Here is a 13,570-nt window from a genome sequence, read left to right on the forward strand (position 1 = left end):
CCGCAACGGCCCGCCCCCTCAGTCGATGACCACTTTCGGCTCCGACATTTCCCGCAGGGCGATGCGGACGCCTTCACGCCCGAGGCCGCTGGACTTGATGCCGCCGAAGGGGACGTGTTCTGCGCGGAAATCCGGACCTTCATTGACCATGACGCCGCCGACCTGCAACTCGCGCGAGAAGCGGCGGATGACGGCATGATCGTTGGTGAAGATGCCGGCCTGAAGCCCGAAGGCGGACGCGTTGACTTCGGCGATGGCGGCTTCAGTGTCGTTGAAGCTGCGGATTGCGATGACCGGGCCAAAGGTTTCATCGGCCACGACCGGATGATCCGGCTCGACATCGTCGAGGACGGTCGGCGCAATCATGGTCCTCGTGCGGGTGCCGCCCGTCAACAGCCGCGCACCCTGATTTACTGTGGATGCGATGCGTGCGGCGACGGTTTCGGCGGCGGCCTCGTCGATGACGGGACCCATAGCGGTCGCCTCATCCAGCGGATCGCCGAAGCGGACCGCCTGGACCGCCGGCACGAGCCGCTCGATGAAGCGGGCCCTGATGTCTTGATGCAGATAGAGCTTTTTCACCGCCGCGCAGGACTGCCCCGCAATCTCGAAGCGGTGTCCGATGGCCGTTGCCACCGCCTTGTCGAGATCGGCATCGGGCATGACGAAGAGTGGGTCGTTGCCGCCCAGTTCCATCAGGCAGCGGACAAGGCCGCTTGCATTCTTCAGCGCAAGCCCGGCGGCCGGCCCACCCGTAAAGCTCAGCAGGTCGATTGGAGAACGGGCAAGCGCCACGGCCGCTTCCGAACCGCCGTGCACGATCTGGAAGAGCCCGACGGGAAAGCCCGCCTCCTGCGCGAGGTCTCCCAGGCGTCCCGCCGTCAGAGGGGCCTTCGGCGAAGGCTTCGCGATCATCGCGTTGCCCGCCGCTATCGCCGGTCCGAGCTTGTGGCAGAGCAGGTTCAGCGGATAGTTGAACGGTGTGATCGCGCCAACCACGCCGACCGGTTCATAGGTGATGGTCGCTAGGCGATCCACGCCTCCCGAGACGATGCCGCAGTGAAGAACCTCGCCGTCCAGGAAGGTGGCCGCGTCGCCCGAAAGCCTCAGCGTGTTCTGCGACCGCCGCACCTCGTTGCGCGCTTCGGCAATCGTCTTGCCCACTTCGCTGGCCAGAAGCTGCGCCAGCTCTTCCGCGTTGGCGGCAATGCGCGCCGCCAACGCGTCGAGCAACGCGCGGCGTTCGTATGGCTGCGAATGACGAAACGCGGCCTGCGCCTTTCGAGCCCGCGCAACCGCAGCCGCGATCTCGCCCGCGTCGGCAGGCGCGACCTCGCCGACCACGCTCTGGTCGTAGGGGTTCAGGACTTCGATCGCTGCGAAGGGGTCGTGACGGCGGATGGGTGCGGTCTTCATGGCATCCTCATTGTGGAGTGCTGGAGTTGGGATCGTCCGCATCGCGGATGAGCGAAGCGATGGCGATAGGCCTGATTGGCCATCGCGTGCCGGTGAGCGCGTCGGCGGAGACCGGCCCGGTTTCACCGCCGTGTTCGAGGAGCGCGGCAACGTTGTCGGCGCAAAACCGCCCCTGGCAGAGGCCCATCGCGAAACGGCCATTGAGCTTGACTTCGCGTGGGGAAATGCCGGGATGGGCTGCGAGCAGCGTGCGCAAATCTCCGACCGTCCTTCCTTCACAACGGCACAGGATGGTGTCGTCGGGAAGATCGGCGGGCACTGCGTCGCCATGGGGCCGAAAAAGCGAAGCCAACGTGTCCTGCGCACGCCGTTCGGCATTCAACATGGGGTGCGGCTTCGGGGCCGGCTCTCCGCGCAGCCGCGCGATAACACGCCGGGCCGCCTGCTTGCCGTCGACCTCGGCCGCAACCGCACCCAACGCTTCACGGCAATCGCCGGCGCGAATGATGAAGGGCCGCGCTTCCCCCTCCGGCAAGCCGAACGTGTTGGGGCGAATGCCGTCATGCAATGCGATGTGCTCGACATCGAAGGTTTCGACATAGCCGTTTTTCGCCACCGAACGGACGCGCAGCGCACCTCCGTGGCTCTCGATCGCCACGACGCGGCGGCCCCGCTTCCACGGGATACGGGCAAAGGCGACCCTTGTGGAATAGTGCAAGGCCTCTCCGACGAGGCGCGGGCTGCGCATGAGGGCGAGTGCATGTGAGGGTCTGCGGAAAGGATCGCTCGCCTCGAGCACCGCGACCGGTGGATTGCCCGCAGCGGCCAGTTGGGTCGCAAGCGCTAGGGTAAGCGGGCCATTCCCCGCGACAAGCACCCTGCCGCGCGGGGGGCTTCCGGTTTCCTTCAGCATCACCTGCATGCCGCCGGCGGTGCAGACGCCCGGCAGGTGCCAACCGGGCCGGGGAAGCACGCGCTCGACCGCCCCCACGGCGAGGATGATGGCCTTTGCGCGCACACATGTCGTGGTCCCGCTGTGGCGCTGCTCCAGAATGGCGACGCCGTCGCTGTCGATGCCGGCGAAACCCGTTTCCCCGGTGAGCGAAACCCCTGTCCCCTGAAACCGCGCATGCAAGCGGCGCCACTGATTGCGGACCGAGGCTGGCCCAAAGGCGATCGCGGTCGAAGCGGCCGATGGCTGCCGGTGGATCGCGCCGCCGGGACGGTCGCGCTGATCTATCCACAGAACGGACAGTCCGGCCGCGGCAAGCTCCGCCGCGGCCGATATGCCGGCCGGGCCGGCGCCGACCACAAGGACATCGGGATCGCGCATCGCCTAATCCTCCGACCCGCTCACGGATGCGCCGGTTCGCGCCGGCGTGACGCAGGCTTCGACGCGACGACCGTCGCACCACACGACGCAGGACTGGCACGCGCCGATGCCGCAGAAATATCCAAGCCCCGCGTCGCTCGGCCCGGCGCGCAGGATCGCGGCGGCCAGCGTTTCCCCTTCCCGGAAAGGGATGTCCGCACCGTTCCACCTGAAGCGCGCCTCTCTCATGCGGCCTGCTCTTGCGTCGCAAAGCGCGCCGGGTCGAAGGGCGACAGATCGATCGCCGTCGGCTCGCCGCGGGCAAGCTGGCTGACGATCTTGCCGGTCAACGGCCCAAGGCAGATGCCGTCGCCTTCGAAACCGGTGGCAACCAGCACATTGTCGAAGCCCCGCACCCGCCCGATAAGTGGACGACCGTCGGCCGTCGCCGTACGCACGCCGGCAAATGTTCTCAGAAGCCGGACCTCGCGCAGTCGCGGCACCAGCGCGACGGCCTCTACCAACAGCCGCCTGACGGCATCCGCGTCGGTGCCGCGCTCTGCCGTTTCCTCGCGAGTACCCCCTATCAGGAATTGCCCTGTACGCAGCGGATCGACGACCAACCCGAAGCGGCGGCCGCTGCCTGTCATACGCGTCTCGGTCGAATCCTTGCTCATGAGATAGCGGCACGACATCAGCGAGCCCCGGATGCCCGCATTCAAGGCCGGCGCACGTTCCGTGACGAGAAGCTGGCCCTTGCGCGGTCGCAGAGCGGATGCCAGCCCCAGCAGCGATGCGCTGCCGCCGCCCGCGGCAAGCACCACCAAATCCGCCTCGATCGTCCCTGCGGACGTCTCCAATGCGTCGAGCGAGCCCGACCGGCTAGCCGTTCGAAACCCGTTTACACGGCAGCCTCGCGCTACGGTTGCGCCAGACGCGGCGATCAGCCGGCTCGTGACCTCGTAGCCTATGGCGTGCCCCTCGCCGCGCACCTCGATAGCCGAGCGGATAGCCCTGGAGAGGTTTTGAACCGTCCTGTGCAACGCGTCCTCGCGGTGAAGCCGGAGCTCGACACCGTTGCCCGAGAGCGCCACGGCGTGGGCTTCGAGCACGGCATCCTCCGCGGCGTCCTGCGCCAGCATGAAGGTGCTGCGCTCCTTGAAAACGCCCTCGAAGATGCCCGCGCCGTGAAGGTCGCGATAGGTTTCCACGCCCCGTATCGCCGCCTCCATCATCGGACCCGGCCGTTTGCTGGCGACGGAGACCGCGCCGTCGGCGGAACCGGTCGCGCCCGACGCCGGGGCGGCAGCGTCCAGCATCTGCACCGCAAAGCCGGCGCGCGACAGGAAATAGGCGGACGCGGCACCGACGATGCCGGCGCCGACAATGGCCGCCCTGAGTTTTCGTGTCACTGCCATCGCAGGGGAACCCCGATACGTTTGATGGCAACATTGTTGAAATCGCCGGCTTGCAAGTCGATGCAAGAACCCAAACTTGGCTACTCATATTTTTTGTATGGCGATGCGGCGGCCAGGTGATCGCGCGGCGGCGGCGGGCATGGTAACGCTTGACCATCATGGCCAAGATCAGCCTCACGCTTATCCAGACCTTCTATGAAGTCGCGTCCCACGGCTCGTTCTCAGGCGCGGCGCGCGAACTCAATCTCAGCTACCAGTCGGCGGCCAACCACGTGCGACGGCTGGAGCAGATCCTGCGCGAGCGGCTGATCGAATCCGAGCAGGGCGCGAAGCGCATTTCGCTGACGCCGCGCGGCCGCGCGCTCTACAATCTGCTGCATCCCGAACTCGACGTGATGCTGGAACGCCTGACGAAGCTGATAGAGAACCAGCGCACCGCCCTGCGCATCGGCATGCCGCAGGCCATCTTCTTCCATCTGCTGCCCAAGGTGCTGAAGCGCTTCAGGCAGGACAATCCCGACATGGAGATAACCGTGTACGAGCGCGACACGGTGCTGGCCGAGCTCGTCAAGAACGGCAGCCTCGATGTCTGCATATCGGAACGGTATTTCGGCGACCCCGTGGTGCCGCAGAAGCTATTGGGAACCTACCGGCTCAGCCTCGTCTATCCGAGCGATTGGGGGCGTGCGCCAGAGCCTGCCGACGTACCGCACTGGGCGGCCGGACGCCCCTTCATCACGCACGAGCCGGGGCAGACGCTTCGAAATCTTGCATTCGACTTTCTCAACAGCGCCGGCAACACCGTCCAGCCCGCCATCGCCACATCGGGCAGTTCGTCGGTCATGCGCTGCGTGGAGGAAGGACTGGGCTTCGCGATCCTGCCCTCCTGGTGCATCGAGGACGACGACGAGCGGCTGACGAGCGTGACGCTCTCCAACCTTCCGGAAGTCAGGGTCTATTTCGGCCACGCTGACTTCCTGCGCAAGAACGAAGGCGTCAGGATGCTCTACGACGTATGCCTGGCGGAGCTGGTCGGGACTGAACTCGACGAGCCCTCCACCGACATCGCGTACCCGCGCTGAGAGCTGCCACCACCTACAAAAAAAGAGGTAAGTGGCCGTCTCTCTCTAGCATTGTCCGGGTTTCAGGCTGGGTTACGCTTGCCTTCCAGCGGCCAGAAGACGGGTCGTCCAACAACAACACCGGGGAACATCGGAGGTTATAAAATGGGAACTTGGAAGAATATCGTTGCCGGCGCGACCGTGGCGCTTGGCCTTCTCGGGGGCGCCGCCCAGGCTGACACGATCGCCGAGATCAAGGAGCGCGGGGTGCTTCGCATTCCCGGAATTCTCAACGAAGTGCCCTATTTCAACAAGGACCCGCGCACCAACGAGTGGCAGGGCTTCGTCATCGACATGGCCAAGGACATCGCCACGACGCTGAACGTCGAACTCGAAGTCGTGGAATCGAGCTGGCAGAACGCCATTCTCGACGTGCAGAGCGGCAAGGTGGACATGGCCTTCGCGGTGACCGCGACGCCCGCCCGCGCCCTGTCGGTGTCGTTTTCCGACCCGACCTACTTCAACTCGTTTATCATCGTCAGCGCCAATGAGGATGTGCAGGGCAAGTCGTGGAGCCAGCTCAACGACGCGCAATACACCTTCGCCGTCGATATGGGGTCCGCGCAGGATCTTATTACGCAGCAATATCTCCCGAAGGCCAACATACTGCGGTTCAAGACCCGCGACGAAGCGATCGTCGCCGCCACCACCGGCAAGGCCGACGGCCTCGTCAACACCATGCTCAACGGCCTCGTGATGACGAAGCGTGCGCCCGACCTGGGTGAGGTTATGGTGCCGACGCCGGTACTTTCCACGCCGTCGGTCGTTGCGATCAACTACAGCGCGGACGAAGTTTTCAAGAGCTTCGTATCCGGCTGGGCAGAGTACAACCGCCGCATCGGCAACAACCAGACATGGATCGTCAACAGCCTCGAGCCCTTCGGCGTCACCCTCGAGGACATGCCCGAAGGCTTCGGCTTCGGCGGCTGACCGTCTGACAAAAACCCGACCTCACAGTGGACCGCGCCTGTGCGCGGTCCTGCTCGCACCCCGCCGCTCTGCCTCGCAATACGCATTGGCCCTCTCAGCGGCGGTTGCCGACCCTCATACGGCCGGCCACCTACAACATGAGGTGGCGGCGGATTTCGGGGTCGTCGAGACCGGCGGGATCGCCAGCATAGACAACCTGCCCTCGATCCATGATCGCCACGTGGTCGGCGAGTTCTCGGCAGAAATCCAGATACTGCTCCACCAGCAGTATGGTCAGGCCGAACGTGTCTCGAAGGTAGGTGATCGCCCGGCCGATATCCTTGATGATCGACGGCTGGATGCCCTCCGTCGGCTCGTCCAGCACCAGCAATTTCGGACGTGTCACCAGCCCTCTGCCAATGGCGAGTTGCTGCTGCTGGCCGCCCGAAAGGTCGCCGCCGCGGCGCGACAGCATTTCCTTGAGAACCGGAAACAGCGAAAAAACGTGGTCGGGTATCGTCCGTTCACCGCGCTTCAGCGGCGCGTATCCGGTTTCGAGGTTCTCGCGCACGGTGAGCAGCGGGAAGATTTCGCGTCCCTGCGGCACGAATGCGATGCCCGACCGGGCGCGATCGTACGCCGCGCTCCGGTCGAGCGTTTTCCCTTCGAAGGAAATCGTGCCGCCGCTGAGGTGATGATGGCCGACGATGGCGCGCATGAGGCTCGTCTTGCCGACACCGTTGCGTCCAAGCACGCAGGTGATCTTGCCCTTCTCGACATCGAGCGACACGCCGCGCAGCGCCTGTGCGGCTCCGTAGTGAAGGGTGGCATCGGAAACGGTCAGCATCTTCACCTGCCCAGATAGACTTCGACGACACGCTCATCGGCCGAGACGAAATCCAGCGAGCCCTCGGAGAGCACCGAGCCTTCGTGCAGACACGTCACCTTGACGTCGAGCTCGCGCACGAAATGCATGTCGTGCTCGACCACGATAACCGAATGGGTCTTCGCGATGTCGCGCAGCAGGCGCGCGGTCTCGGCCGTCTCCGCGTCCGTCATGCCTGCCACCGGCTCGTCCACCAACAGCAGCTTGGGGTCCTGCGCCAGCAGCATGCCGATCTCCAGCCACTGCTTCTGCCCGTGGGAAAGGTTTTCCGCCAGATCGTGGCGGCGTTCCTCCAGCCTGATGACGGCGAGGATTTCGCCGATGCGATCTTCTTCCAGGGTCGAACGGCGGTGAAACAGTGTCGGGAATATCGACCGCTTCCCCTTGAGCGCCAGCAGCAGGTTGTCCTCGACGGTGTGGCTCTCGAACACGGTCGGCTTCTGGAACTTGCGGCCGATGCCCAACATGGCGATGTCGGCTTCGTCGTGCCGTGTGAGATCGATGGTGCCGTCGAAGAATACCTCGCCCGTGTCGGGCCGCGTCTTGCCGGTGATGATGTCCATCATGGTTGTCTTGCCCGCGCCGTTGGGACCGATGATCGCGCGCATCTCGCCCTTGTCGAGCACGAGCGAGAGGTTGTTGATCGCCCTGAACCCGTCGAAGGCTACCGAAACGCCGTCGAGATAGAGCATGGTGTCGGTGCGCGGCATCGTCCTACTCCGCGGGCTGGGGTTTGCTGGCGCCCAGCGGCGCAGCAGGATCGGCGGATCGGGCGCGCACCACCTTGGGCGGGTCCGAAGAATCGTCGGTGCCGGAAGGCGCGATCTTCGCAGCCGAAATCGCCCTGCGATCGCGCCAGCGGGTCCGCCAATCGCCGACGGTTCCCACTATGCCCTTCGGCAGGAAAAGCGTCACCGCGACGAACAGGCCGCCCAGCGCAAACAGCCATAGTTCCGGATACGCGCCCGTGAACCAGGTCTTGGCGTAGTTGACCAGCACCGCGCCGATGATGGGCCCATAGAGCGTGCCCCGCCCGCCGATGGCGGTCCACACCACCACTTCGATCGAGTTGGCCGGCGCGAACTCGCCGGGATTGATGATGCCCACCTGCGGCACGTAGAGCGCACCGGCTATGCCCGCGGTGATGGCCGAGACGACGAAGGCGAAGAGCTTCACATATTCCGGCCGGTAGCCGATGAAGCGCGTCCGGCTTTCGGCGTCACGTACCGCCACCATCACCTTGCCGAGCTTGGAGCGCGTGATGGCCGAGCAAACCAGCAGCGCCGCGGCAAGCGCGATCGCGGTGACGGCAAACAGCGTCGCGCGGGTGGCGGATGCCTGTACAGGGTGACCGAGAATGTCCTTGAAATCGGTCAGGCCGTTATTGCCGCCGAAACCCATGTCGTTGCGGAAGAAGGACAGCATCAGCGCGTAGGTCATCGCCTGCGTGATGATCGACAGGTACACGCCCGTCACTCTGCTGCGGAAGGCGAACCAGCCGAAGACGAAGGCGAGCAGGCCCGGCACCACCATCACCATCAGCATGGCGAACCAGAAATTGCCGAACCCCCACCAGTACCACGGCAGCTCCGACCAGTTCAGGAACACCATGAAGTCGGGAAGGTTGGGGTTTGCATAGACCCCGCGATCGCCGATCTGGCGCATCAGGTACATGCCCATCGCGTAGCCGCCGAGCGCGAAGAACGCGCCGTGCCCGAGCGAGAGGATGCCGACATAGCCCCACACCAGGTCGAGCGCGAGCGCCAGCATCGCGTAGGTCAGGTATTTGCCCAGCAACGCGACCATGTAGTTGGGCACGCGCAGCGGATGGCCAACGGGCAAAAGCAGGTTCGAGGCGGGCACCAGCACCGCAATGACGAGCAGGATCGCGGCGACCCAGAGTACCTTGCCACCAAGCGCGTTGAGTAGGCGTTGCGTTATCATGCTTCCACCGCCCTGCCCTTCAGCGCGAACAGGCCGCGCGGGCGCTTCTGGATGAACAGGATGATGAAGACGAGCACGAATATCTTCGCGAGCACCGCGCCGGCATAAGGCTCGAGGAACTTGTTGACCACGCCCAGCGTCAGGGCGCCCACCAGCGTGCCCCAGAGATTGCCGACCCCGCCGAAGACGACGACCATGAAGCTGTCGATGATGTAGCCCTGCCCGAGATTGGGCGACACGTTGTCGATCTGCGACAGCGCTACGCCTGCCAGCCCGGCGATGCCGGAGCCCAGCCCGAAGGTCAACGCATCGACCCATGGCGTGCGGATGCCCATGGATGACGCCATGCGACGGTTCTGCGTGACCGCGCGCATCTGCAATCCGAGCGATGTGCGCTTCATGACGACGAGCAGGATCGCGAAGACCGCAAGCGCGAATAGCACGATCCAGAAGCGGTTCCACGTGATCGCGATGCCGTAGAAGTCGAACGAGCCGGACATCCAGGAAGGGTTTCCGACCTCGCGGTTGGATGCGCCGAAGATCGAGCGCACCGCCTGCTGGATGATGAGCGAAAGGCCCCATGTCGCCAGCAGCGTTTCGAGCGGGCGGCCATAGAGCCAGCGAATGATGCCGCGCTCGATCGCGATGCCGATAAGCCCCGTGACCAGAAAGGCGGCTGGCAAGGCAATGGCCAACGACCAGTCGAACAGGCCGGGAAACGATACGCGGATGACGTTCTGCACCACGAATGTCGTGTAGGCGCCGATCATAACCATCTCGCCATGCGCCATGTTGATGACGCCCATGACACCAAAGGTGATGGCAAGGCCGATGGCGGCGAGCAGCAGCACCGAGCCCAGTGATATGCCGTACCAGACGTTCTGTGCGACGTTCAGAAGCGCCAGCCTGTTCTCGATCGCGCGGATACCGGCCTCGATTGCCGGCCGTGCTTCGTCGGAAGCGGCAGGCAGCGCGGAGGTGAGTATGCCGAGCGAGGCGCGCCCGCCGCGCGCGGCGATGACGTCCACGGCGGCGGCGAAGTCGTCCGCCGACGCCTCTGTGCGCAGCATGGAAGCTGCGCGGGCCTCCTCCATGGCGCGGCGCACGCCGTCGTCGTCTTCCTGTGCGATGGCTTCATCGAGAAGCGGGATGTTTTCGGGGTCCGCCGCCTGGAACATCGCACCGGCGGCCGAAAGGCGCGTGTTGCGGTTGGGGCTCATCACCGTGAGTTGCCCGATCGCGGCCCGCACTGCGCGGCGCAGGCTGTTGTTGACGCGGATGCGTTCGACCGACGCCTTGGCGACTTCACCGACGCCCTCGCCGGTGAGCGCGTCGGTGGCGTCCAGCGGATCGCCCCGGCCTGAAAGCGTGACGACTGCCCCCGTTTCCTCGACGACGTTCAGGTCACCGGCCGCCAGCGCTTCGAGCAGCGAGACCAGCCGCGCATCGCCGGTGGCGGCGAGTTGGGAAACGACGGCTGCGCGGTCCGAGAAGCTGCCCTCGGGAAGTTGCCGCACGAGGTCCTCGACGGACTGCGCCCTGGCCGGCGCCAGCAGCAGCAGGGCCGCCAGAAGGGAAAGCACAAACATTCTGACCGCGCGGAACGCGGCAGGCCAGAGCGGGGTGTCGGAAAGTGAAAACATCGGCCACCGGCTGGCTTGAAACGAGTGGCGAAGGCGGGTCTCCCCGCCTTCGCATTGACGAGCGGTGGAGGTCAGGAGCCGCCGCAGGTCTTGGTTTCGGTGTTGTAGTTGCCGCAGTTGATCGGAGCGGTCCAATCCGCCTCGAGCACTGCCGATTCCGGCAGGTAGTCGGACCATGCGTCACCCGGCACGAGGTCTTCCGTCTCCCACACCACGTCGTACTGGCCGTCGGCCTGGATTTCACCGATCAGCACCGGCTTGGTGATGTGGTGGTTTGGCAGCATGACCGCCGTACCGCCGGTCAGGTTCGGCACCTCGACGCCCACAATGGCGTCGATGATCGCATCGGCGTCGGTGGAGCCGGCCTTCTCGACGGCAGCGGCCCACATGTTGAAGCCGATATAATGCGCTTCCATCGGATCGTTGGTGACGCGCTCGGCATCGCCGATGAAGGCGTGCCAGGTTTCGATGAACGAAGCGTTCTCCGGCGTATCGACCGACATGAAGTAGTTCCACGCCGACAGGTGGCCGACGAGTGGGGTCGTGTCGAGACCGGCAAGTTCCTCCTCACCGACCGAGAAGGCCACGACAGGGATATCCTCGGCCGCGATGCCCTGGTTGCCCAGTTCGCGATAGAAGGGAACGTTGGCATCGCCGTTGATGGTGGAAACCACGGCGGTCTTCTTGCCGGCAGAGCCGAAATTCTTGATGTCCGACACGATCGTCTGCCAGTCGGAATGACCGAACGGCGTGTAGTTGATCATGATGTCTTCGGCGGCCACGCCCTTGTCCTTGAGATAGGCCTCGAGGATCTTGTTGGTGGTCTGCGGATAGACGTAGTCGGTGCCGGCCAGCACCCAGCGCTCCACGCCTTCCTCGTTCATCAGGTAGTCGACGGCGGGGATGGCCTGCTGGTTGGGCGACGCGCCCGTATAGAAGACGTTGCGCTGGCTTTCCTCGCCTTCATACTGGACGGGATAGAACAGCAGCGAGTTCAGTTCCTCGAACACCGGCAGGACGGACTTGCGGCAGACCGAGGTCCAGCAGCCGAATACGGCATCGACATTGTTGACCTCAATCAGCTCACGCGCCTTCTCGGCGGCCAGCGGCCAGTCGGAAGCGATATCGACGACGACTGCCTCGAGCTGCTTGCCGAGCAGGCCGCCCTTCTTGTTCTGCTCGTCGACGAGCATGAGCATGACGTCCTTGAGGGTCGTCTCCGAAATCGCCATCGTGCCCGACAGCGAATGCAGCACGCCAACCTTGATCGTGTCGTCCTGGGCATGCGCAGTGACCGCCTGGGCGAGCAGCGCGGCCATGGCAGCGGCTCCGAGCAGACGGCTCTTGAGTGTGAACCTGTGATTCATGGCGCCTTCCCCTTTCATATTGTGCACCGCATCAACAAAAAGCAGAAAGCGTGCCAGATCGGGGCGTTTGAAACTATGCTCGTAGAATCAGCATCTTAAGCCCCCGCCAACTGAAACCTTGCATTGGTGCTGAACGATTAATCGCCTGATATATGTGCATTGGTGTGCACTTGCATAATTCTTGTACATCCCTGCGCAGAATGGCAGGCCACCGCTCTCTCCGCAAAGCCCCGATCCAGGCAAACTGGTGCCGCCCGACGTCATCTCCGGTAAATTTACTTGACGGATAGCCGGCTTTCAGAATGAATATTCCAACGGCAGAATTGACGGCACATCTGTTCCGTTTTTCGCCAAAGCGTTCCGCCGGGAGGATGATGGCAGCACGCGAGGGAGAGATTTGCGGGAGGAATCCGCTCCGAACAGCCTTGGCGCGACGCCCCCCTTGATGCGGGGTTTGTCATAAGTGCGTCATGCGCACCCAATAGCTCACAACGATAATCAAGACAGGGAGAACGACCATGATCCGCTATTCCGCATTGCTTGCAGCCACTGCACTGATGGGTCTTGCTGGCGCCGCGCCGGCATCGGCCCAGCAGGGAGAACTGGTGCTCTACTGCTCGGTGGACGAGAGCTGGTGCCGCGTCATGTCAGAGGCATTCCAGCGCGAAACCGGCATCAACGTCCTGATGACGCGCCGTTCTTCTGGCGAGACCTACGCTCAGGTCAAGGCCGAGGAAGGCCAGCCGCGCGGTGACGTGTGGTGGGGCGGCACGGGCGACCCGCACCTCCAGGCGGCCGAGGAAGGCCTGACCACCGCCTACGAATCCCCCCGCCTTTCGGAATTGCAGGACTGGGCCGTGCGGCAGGCCGAGACCGCCGGCAACCGCACGGTCGGCATCTATGCCGGCGCGCTCGGATACGGCTATAACAAAGACCTGGTCGCGCAGAAGGGCGGCGAAGCTCCGGGCTGCTGGGCCGATCTGCTCGACGAGCGCTTCCGCGACGACGTCCAGGTGGCAAACCCCAATTCGTCGGGCACCGCCTACACCATGCTCGCCACGCTGGTGCAGCTGATGGGTGAGGAAGAGGCCTTCGAATATATGAAGAAGCTGCACCTCAATGTCAGCCAGTACACACAGTCGGGCTCTGCTCCCGTCCGCGCCGCAGCAACCGGCGAGACGGCCATTGGCATCGTCTTCATGCACGACGCGGTGACGCAGGCCGTCTCCGGAGCACCGATTACGGTTGTGGCTCCCTGCGAGGGCACCGGATACGAGGTCGGCTCGATGAGCCTGATCGAAGGCGGGCCGAACCCGGACAACGCGAAGATCTTCTACGACTGGGCTCTGTCGCCAGAAGCGCAGGCGCTCGGCGCACAGGCCAACTCGTTCCAGGTGCCTTCCAACAAGGCGGCTCCGACGCCCGAAGAGTCGCCTGATCTCGAGTCGGTGAAGCTCATCGACTACGACTTCGCCAAGTACGGCTCGGCCGAGGAGCGCAGCCGCCTGCTGGCGAAGTGGGATGCAGAGGTAGGCTCGCTGCCCAAGTAAGGCC

Annotated in this window: 12 protein-coding genes; 3 read left to right on the plus strand and 9 right to left on the minus strand. The window is 64.4% G+C overall.

Annotated features, from left to right (window positions below; all coding sequences use genetic code 11):
• Positions 1 to 18: 18 nt before the first annotated feature.
• From FY036_RS19295 to FY036_RS19310, 4 genes are read right to left on the minus strand one after another with little or no spacing between them, the layout of a single operon-like run.
• Positions 19 to 1,416 carry an aldehyde dehydrogenase family protein gene (locus FY036_RS19295; RefSeq protein ID WP_148916400.1) on the minus strand — a complete coding sequence of 466 codons (1,398 nt, stop codon included), beginning with the start codon at positions 1,414 to 1,416 and terminating at the stop codon, positions 19 to 21.
• 7 nt (positions 1,417 to 1,423) lie between these two features.
• Positions 1,424 to 2,749, minus strand: coding sequence for an FAD-dependent oxidoreductase (locus FY036_RS19300; protein ID WP_148916401.1), 1,326 nt, complete (start codon positions 2,747 to 2,749; stop codon positions 1,424 to 1,426).
• Between the two features lie 3 nt (positions 2,750 to 2,752).
• On the minus strand, positions 2,753 to 2,977 hold the full coding sequence (locus FY036_RS19305) for a 2Fe-2S iron-sulfur cluster-binding protein (protein WP_148916402.1): 225 nt from the start codon (positions 2,975 to 2,977) through the stop codon (positions 2,753 to 2,755).
• Complete coding sequence (locus tag FY036_RS19310; protein ID WP_148916403.1) at positions 2,974 to 4,146, minus strand: NAD(P)/FAD-dependent oxidoreductase; 1,173 nt, start codon at positions 4,144 to 4,146, stop codon at positions 2,974 to 2,976. Before FY036_RS19310 ends, FY036_RS19305 begins: the two co-directional genes overlap by 4 nt.
• Before the next feature lie 158 nt (positions 4,147 to 4,304).
• On the opposite strand from FY036_RS19310, the gene FY036_RS19315 reads away from it, so the two are divergent.
• Together FY036_RS19315 and FY036_RS19320 are read left to right on the plus strand one after the other, a co-directional pair.
• The gene (locus tag FY036_RS19315) at positions 4,305 to 5,228 is read left to right on the plus strand and encodes a LysR family transcriptional regulator (RefSeq protein ID WP_148916404.1); all 924 of its coding nucleotides are present in this window, start codon (positions 4,305 to 4,307) and stop codon (positions 5,226 to 5,228) included.
• A gap of 144 nt (positions 5,229 to 5,372) precedes the next feature.
• Positions 5,373 to 6,197, plus strand: a complete 825-nt coding sequence (locus FY036_RS19320; RefSeq protein WP_148916405.1) for a transporter substrate-binding domain-containing protein — start codon at positions 5,373 to 5,375, stop codon at positions 6,195 to 6,197.
• A 130-nt stretch (positions 6,198 to 6,327) separates the two neighbouring features.
• On the opposite strand, the gene urtE is transcribed toward FY036_RS19320, so the two are convergent.
• The 5 genes from urtE to urtA all read right to left on the minus strand — a co-directional run bounded on the left by urtE (position 6,328) and on the right by urtA (position 12,016).
• Positions 6,328 to 7,023, minus strand: coding sequence for an urea ABC transporter ATP-binding subunit UrtE (urtE, locus tag FY036_RS19325; RefSeq protein WP_148916406.1), 696 nt, complete (start codon positions 7,021 to 7,023; stop codon positions 6,328 to 6,330).
• A gap of 2 nt (positions 7,024 to 7,025) precedes the next feature.
• On the minus strand, positions 7,026 to 7,772 hold the full coding sequence (urtD, locus tag FY036_RS19330) for an urea ABC transporter ATP-binding protein UrtD (protein WP_148916407.1): 747 nt from the start codon (positions 7,770 to 7,772) through the stop codon (positions 7,026 to 7,028).
• A gap of 4 nt (positions 7,773 to 7,776) precedes the next feature.
• Positions 7,777 to 9,006 carry an urea ABC transporter permease subunit UrtC gene (urtC, locus tag FY036_RS19335; RefSeq protein ID WP_148916408.1) on the minus strand — a complete coding sequence of 410 codons (1,230 nt, stop codon included), beginning with the start codon at positions 9,004 to 9,006 and terminating at the stop codon, positions 7,777 to 7,779.
• Positions 9,003 to 10,595 (minus strand): urea ABC transporter permease subunit UrtB, encoded by a 1,593-nt coding sequence (gene urtB / locus FY036_RS19340; protein WP_148916409.1) that lies wholly within the window; start codon positions 10,593 to 10,595, stop codon positions 9,003 to 9,005. Before urtB ends, urtC begins: the two co-directional genes overlap by 4 nt.
• 125 nt (positions 10,596 to 10,720) lie before the next feature.
• Positions 10,721 to 12,016: an urea ABC transporter substrate-binding protein gene (urtA, locus tag FY036_RS19345; RefSeq protein ID WP_148916410.1), complete on the minus strand. Its 1,296-nt coding sequence runs from the start codon at positions 12,014 to 12,016 to the stop codon at positions 10,721 to 10,723.
• A gap of 518 nt (positions 12,017 to 12,534) precedes the next feature.
• Between urtA and FY036_RS19350 the strand changes: the two genes are divergently transcribed.
• A complete protein-coding gene (locus tag FY036_RS19350; RefSeq protein ID WP_148916411.1) occupies positions 12,535 to 13,566 on the plus strand; it encodes an ABC transporter substrate-binding protein in 1,032 nt (343 codons plus the stop codon).
• Positions 13,567 to 13,570 lie beyond the last annotated feature (4 nt).

This window comes from Neoaquamicrobium microcysteis (assembly GCF_008180155.1).
Classification (GTDB): Bacteria; Pseudomonadota; Alphaproteobacteria; order Rhizobiales; family Rhizobiaceae; genus Aerobium; species Aerobium microcysteis.

Excerpts from the sequence above, each read along its gene's own strand:
- FY036_RS19295 (WP_148916400.1), bottom strand. The coding sequence starts at position 1,416 with ATGAAGACCGCACCCATCCGCCGTCACGACCCCTTCGCAGCGATCGAA.
- FY036_RS19300 (WP_148916401.1), bottom strand. The coding sequence starts at position 2,749 with ATGCGCGATCCCGATGTCCTTGTGGTCGGCGCCGGCCCGGCCGGCATA.
- FY036_RS19305 (WP_148916402.1), bottom strand. The coding sequence starts at position 2,977 with ATGAGAGAGGCGCGCTTCAGGTGGAACGGTGCGGACATCCCTTTCCGG.
- FY036_RS19310 (WP_148916403.1), bottom strand. The coding sequence starts at position 4,146 with ATGGCAGTGACACGAAAACTCAGGGCGGCCATTGTCGGCGCCGGCATC.
- FY036_RS19315 (WP_148916404.1), top strand. The coding sequence starts at position 4,305 with ATGGCCAAGATCAGCCTCACGCTTATCCAGACCTTCTATGAAGTCGCG.
- FY036_RS19320 (WP_148916405.1), top strand. The coding sequence starts at position 5,373 with ATGGGAACTTGGAAGAATATCGTTGCCGGCGCGACCGTGGCGCTTGGC.
- urtE (WP_148916406.1), bottom strand. The coding sequence starts at position 7,023 with ATGCTGACCGTTTCCGATGCCACCCTTCACTACGGAGCCGCACAGGCG.
- urtD (WP_148916407.1), bottom strand. The coding sequence starts at position 7,772 with ATGCCGCGCACCGACACCATGCTCTATCTCGACGGCGTTTCGGTAGCC.
- urtC (WP_148916408.1), bottom strand. The coding sequence starts at position 9,006 with ATGATAACGCAACGCCTACTCAACGCGCTTGGTGGCAAGGTACTCTGG.
- urtB (WP_148916409.1), bottom strand. The coding sequence starts at position 10,595 with ATGTTTGTGCTTTCCCTTCTGGCGGCCCTGCTGCTGCTGGCGCCGGCC.
- urtA (WP_148916410.1), bottom strand. The coding sequence starts at position 12,016 with ATGAATCACAGGTTCACACTCAAGAGCCGTCTGCTCGGAGCCGCTGCC.
- FY036_RS19350 (WP_148916411.1), top strand. The coding sequence starts at position 12,535 with ATGATCCGCTATTCCGCATTGCTTGCAGCCACTGCACTGATGGGTCTT.